Source organism: Rhizorhapis sp. SPR117 (assembly GCF_021742065.1).
In genome coordinates this window covers 1-5792 of the sequence record NZ_JAKKIE010000113.1, presented here as the reverse complement: position 1 = coordinate 5792, position 5792 = coordinate 1, and the positions used below count along the sequence as shown (strand labels likewise).

3 protein-coding genes and 1 pseudogene are annotated in these 5792 nt (G+C 63.1%); all 4 read right to left on the bottom strand.

All coding sequences use genetic code 11. The annotated features are described in order from the left end of the window. Positions 1-77: 77 nt before the first annotated feature. Positions 78-347: pseudogene (locus tag L3X40_RS20705) on the bottom strand (DUF6927 domain-containing protein); the annotation flags it as partial. A 74-nt stretch (positions 348-421) separates the two neighbouring features. Then, a complete protein-coding gene (locus L3X40_RS20700; protein ID WP_237367260.1) occupies positions 422-1369 on the bottom strand; it encodes an ArdC family protein in 948 nt (315 codons plus the stop codon). A gap of 85 nt (positions 1370-1454) precedes the next feature. Beyond that, entirely contained in the window at positions 1455-3563 is a 2109-nt protein-coding gene (locus L3X40_RS20695; protein ID WP_237367261.1) for a ParB/RepB/Spo0J family partition protein, read from the bottom strand. Positions 3564-3624: 61 nt separating this feature from the next. Further along, positions 3625-5361: a strawberry notch C-terminal domain-containing protein gene (locus L3X40_RS20690; RefSeq protein ID WP_338331165.1), complete on the bottom strand. Its 1737-nt coding sequence runs from the start codon at positions 5359-5361 to the stop codon at positions 3625-3627. Between the last annotated feature and the right edge of the window lie 431 nt (positions 5362-5792).

Below are 5792 nucleotides of genomic sequence, written 5' to 3'. Positions count from 1 at the left end.
TTAGTCCGGCGAGCAGAGGCATTCTCAACTTACCTCATCATCACTGATACTCCATTTCAGCGCCGCAACGGCGCACTGTCCTTGTATCCGAACTGGTGGCCGTCCCGTGAACGCGGGTTCCAGCGCACAAGGCAAACGACGGCAAACACCTCGCCGGGATCTCCGTTGGTCAATATCTGGGCTGCAGCGTAGTAGACACGGTTGCCCGGACAGGACGACGCGAGCACTTTAAGCCCTCGCGTCGTTCCATCGTCATTGTCGCGTTGATAGGTGAGCTGCGCATCGAGATAGGCTTTGGCCGATGCGTGGCCACCCATGGATGTGAAGGGCATGAATAGCCATCCCATGAGGGTGTTCCTTTCGATTCGGTGGAGGGGCAACTGCGCTAACGGACGCCGACAGCCAGAGGTGATCGAGACCGTCAGGCCACAAGCGCCGGCGCGTCCTCAGGCTGCTCTTGGGAGGAGGACACGGCGTCCACGCTGGTGTTGAAGCTCTTCAGATAGGCGAAGGCCTGTTCCGCCTTGGCCGCGGCATGGATGATCGCCGTCTGGTCGCCCCGCAGGATCGCTAACCAGTGGCCAACATAGCTGGCATGACCGTCATGGAGGACATTGGGCAGACCGAGGTCCGCGCAGCAGAGCCCTGCCCCAATCTCGGCCACAAGCTCTTCAAAACAATAAGCTTTATCGCCAAAGCGCTTGCCGAAGGTGCGCGCGAGTCTGCTGGCATGTCCCGCCCAATGGACGGTCTCATGACAGCGGGTCGAGGCGTAATGATCCATGCTGCGGAACGACGTGCGATTAGGCAATTGGATATAGTCGAACGTCGGCGTGAAATAGGCCTGGTTGCCGCCATGGCGCACATCGGCGGGGATGGCTGCAAAGAAGGCATCGATCGCCGCCTGTCTTTCCGACAGGACCAGAGGCTGCTCGGGTTCGTTGGAGGGATAGAAATAGGGCGGCAGGCCGTCGATTTGATCGGCGTTGAAGACGATGTAGTGGCGCAGGAACCGGATGCTCCGCTCCACCTCCTGGCCGGTTTCGGGATGCTCCTCGCGTTTCTTGAACGAGGAATAATAGACTGAGAGCGCGCCGGCCTGTCCTTTGCGAACATGCCCTCCTAGCGTTTCCGCCTGACGATAGGTCATCCAGTAGCGGGAGCGATAGCCCTGGGCATCGCCGAGCGCCCAGAGATAGAGCGTATTGATGCCCTGATAAGGCGTCCCGCAGTGACGCAGCGGGCGGCCCCCTGCCCCGCTCGATCGCCAGGGTCTCGACCAGGGCGGAACGCCCTCTTCGAGCTTGCGGATGATGAGGTCGGTGATTTCCGCGGCCACGTCGCGGCTGGTGCGTCTAGTTGCGAGCATGGCTAGGTCTCCAGAATGGGATTGAAGAAGGGACCGCCGGCGCGATGGACGCGCCGGCGGTCAGGCACCCAAGAGGAGAGAGACTTCAGGCGGCGATTGCGTCTTGATCCGGGCTTTCCTGCTCGACCGTCGCATCGGCGGTAGCGACATCGTCCGCGACTTCCGCCACTTGCGTATCGTCACCGGCATCGACCTCGGCCGAGCCTTCCGACTGATCGTCTGCACCGCCCTCGACGGGGTCGAGGTCTGCCACCTCGGCCTGATCAAGGAACTTCATCGCGTCGGGCACCCAGCCGAGCGCCGCCTCTCGCACCTCGGGCTCGACAATCGCTTCGCCCGCGAACAGCTTCGCGCACGATTCCGATATCTCCGACTTCTTCATGGTCGCGTGGCGCGCGGTGAGCGCGGCACCGCCGACATCGGCGAGCAGCGTCAGGATCGAGCCCTTGCTGATGCGATCAAAGAAGTTCTCCGAGGTCGGCCGCCACCAGCTTGCGACATCGACCTCCATGATCGTAGCGAGCCGGTTGTGGAGCGGGCACTGCTCGGCCCGGTAGCTCGCCTTCGCCTCGAGCGACATCGCGACGATGTAAGCGAGCCAAGCGGCCTTGCTGTCGTCGTCCAGCGCCCGAAACGCCTCGAACCTGTCGACTTCGGACCTGTGCTCCAGCCAGCTCGCATCAAGGCCGTCATGCGCTTCGGCGAGATAGCCCCGCGCGCGCGTCGTCGGCTGCTCGCCGCTCACCGGATCCTGCGGCGAACGCGCGCGAATGGTCGAGCCATAGGCGCTGAACGTGCTGGTGCGGTCGTCGATCATGACGAAGAGCGCATAGTCGAGCGCCAGGGCTGGATGGCTGAGCAGGGTCGCTGCCAGCACGTCGCGCCGCTGCATCGCCAACTCGTCGTAGAGCCGGGCACTGAGCGGCTTGCCCCCGGGGGCGATAGCCTCGGGCGGCGGCGGCGGGGTGTAATCCCTTCCGGTGCCGGTCGAGCGGGCGCCGCCTGCGTCGTCATCATTGTCGGCGTCCTCGCCCCCTACGCGAACCGGCTCCTCGCTATAATATTCCGTGTCGAGGACCATTTCGCCCTTCGGCGTCAGCTTCAGGAAGGCGCCGACCAGTGGCTTGAGCTCATCGGGCAGCACGGGCGGCGCATGGTGGATCGCATGTTCCTCATCGGCGAGGGCATCATATTCCTGGTCGAGCGCCTTATAGGCTTCCTCGGTGAGGTTCTCGTCCTCCATCTCCTCGGTAATGGCATCCTGCCGCTCGGAAATGGCCTGCACCCGCGCGAGCTGCTCCTCGGTCAGGTCGAGAGACGGAAGGATGACGCGGTAGAGGCCGGCCGCGGCGCTGTGCGTGTAGTTGGACGCGATCGGCCGGATCCACGCAAGGCCGAGTTCCTCACCGATCCGCCTGGCCTCTTCTTCCATGATATCGGCGGCCAAGCGCTGCGCGATCTCCGGATTGACCCACTTGTCGCCGCTGTCGCTGAAGAGGTCGCGATCAATCTTGCCCCCGGCTTCGGCATAGCGATCCTCGCCGACGAGGATCGCCACCGGGTCGGTCGATTTCATGGTCTCGTTGGCGATAACCCGGCGGATCGTATCCGCGTTAGCGTAGCTCGTACCATAGCTGTTCCAGACGAGCAGCTGCTTCTCCTGGTTCTCGGTGGAGGCATAGGCCTTGGCGACGTCGAGGGTGATAGTGCCCTCACTCAGCGCCTCGAAGATCGGCTCGGCCAGCGTGGCGAGCCGCAGGCGGCCTTCCACAAAGCGGCGGGTGAGACCGAAGCGCTTGGCGACGCCGTCGACGTCCCCGGTCAGACCGATGAAATACTGGAATGCGCGGCATTCTTCCGCCGGCGTCATCTTGAGCTGATGAAAGTTCGCCGCCGTCGATGTTTCGGAGAGCGTCGCTTCGTCGCCCACGAGAACCTTCACGGGCACGTCATATTCCTCGGGGACAATGATACCGCGTTCGGCGAGGAGCATGAGGCCCCTGAGCCGGCGGCCGCCGTCGAAGACTTCGTAGGTGCCGCGCGGCTTCTTCACCGGGGTGACAAGCAGGTTCTGCAGAACGCCGCGCGCTTCGATATCGGCGGCCATCTGCGGGATCTCCAGCAGTTCATCAGGCCGCTTGCGGACATTGATAGGGGAAAGCGTAAGCTTTGAGAGCTTTACGGAAGTGGTCATCGGAGCAACTCCTTCTGGCATCCGGATCAGCCCGGACACCACTTCCGACCCCCCTTCCCTTTCAGTCCGACCGAGACAGGATCTGCGCCAGGATCGCTTCAACCGATGCCGTTGGCACGAAAACCCGGGTGCGGTATTGGATCACCTCGGTGAAGCAGCCAATCGACTTGAGCCAGGGCAGCCGATCGACCGGGCAGCCGACCAATTCGACGCGAGCCGAGCCGTTGACGATGGAGCGCTTGATGGTGAGCGGGAAAGGCCGCGAAATGTCGATGCTGCGTCCCGCCGCCACGGCCTTAACCACGGCGTCGGCCGGCAGAGCATCCGCAGGGTCGATGCCGAGCTTGGTGAAGAGCTGCGGGACGTGGTCGTCAAAGACGAGACGCCCGAGCCAGGACTGCCCTTCCCCATCGACTATACGATTGACCGCGAGGTGGTCGCTCGGGAGCGCCGACCAGATGGGCAGCAGCAGGCCGGTTGCAAGGCGGATCGTCTCGCTGTCCACGATCTGGCTGGTGGTTTCCACCTCGGCAGCCCAGGTGATGCTGAAGTTCTCGCGATCGACCTCCTCCCACGAGGATTCGTAGAGGTCGTCTTCGCGCATATATTCGTTGCGCGTGGGCCGCATCATCTCGACGCGCGGGATCGGCGTTCCTTCCTTCTCCTCCATCAGGGCTCTCGCCCGGGTTCGCAGCGCAGACTTGCCCGACTTGCGGTTGACCATGAAGATCGCGCTCGCGTCACCGTCAGCGATGCGCAGGATACGTTCCAGCGAGACGGGATTACGCCGGCGTGCGATCTCGATGGTGAGCAGGTGGGAGGTCGCCCCCGTGAGAGGGTCAGTTCGCAGAACGACGTCATCGACCAGCGTGGCCTGGTCGACCAGGATCGTCTCGACGCCGACATCGAGCCGACCCGCATCGCGCGCGGCGGACACGCGGGTTTCGATCAGTGCGAGGAACTCCTCGAATATGCTGTTTTGCAACGCGATGGGAAGCGCGAGGATGCGATTGAGCCAGCGCTGAATGGGCGGCATCTCGTCCTTGAGGACGCCGTCCTTATCGACCAGTTCCAGCCCGGTACGATGCTGGAAATCGTCAAGTGTGGTGCTGGAAAGCTTGCCCGTCGCCAGGAGATCGAACCAGCTGAGCAGCGCCGCGCAAGCATATTCGCTTTCGAGATTGTCGGCCGGGTCGAACAGCCCTTGCCCGCCGGTCTGCCGCTGCCCCCGGGTGAGCGCTCCAAGGCTGTCGAGCCGCCGCGCGATGGTGCTCGTGAAGCGCAGTTCGCCCTTGCAATCCGTGGTCACGGGGCGGAACAGCGGCGTAGTCGCCTGGTGCGTACGATGGGTTCGCCCCAACCCCTGGATCGCGCGATCCGCGCGCCATCCTGGCTCGAGCAACAGATGGACGCGTTGTTCCTGGTTCACCACGTCGAGCGAGGCATGATAGCTCCGGCCGGTGCCACCTGCGTCGGAGAAGACCAGCATCCGCTTGCGCCCCGCCATGAACGCGGCGGCTTCGGCCTGGCTGGTCCTGGCAGAACGGCTCTCGAGCTTCTGTCTGCCGTCACAGGTGGTGATCAGGCGCTTGGTGCGACCGGTCACCTCGGCGACATTGTCATGGCCGAAATGTTCGAGAAGCGCATCGAGCGCCGACATGATCGGCGGCATCGCACAGAGCTTCTCGATCAGTTCGTCACGCGCGGCTTCCGCTTCCGGGTTGTAGACCGGATGGCCATGCTCATCGAGCATCGGCGTCGATCTCGGCGTGCCGGTATCGTCCGTGAAGACGCGCATCTGGCGGGTTGGAAAGGCGCGCTGCAAATAGTCAATAATGTATTCGCGGGGGCTGAGATCAATTTCGAGATCAGCCCGTTCCTCGGGGCTGAGATCGCCCAAGCGCCGATCAAGGATCGATTCCGCGGTCGTGACGAGCTGCAAAACGACCGACTTGCCATCGGCAAGATGGCTCCGGACCGCCGCGATCACGGTCGGTAGCTTCATGCTGAGGAGAAGTTGCCCGAAGAACCGCTGCTTCGTGGATTCAAAGCGCGAACGGGCCGACGCCTTGGCGCCGCTGTTGAGGGTTGCGTTCTCGATACCGTCGACGACCGAAGTCAGCTCGAGGGCTCGCTCCATGTTGCGATGGATGATGCTTTATCGCGAGGTCGCGATAATGTGAAGGAACGCGGCCTAAGCGCCGAATTCCTGTGTTGTTCGTGCGATGT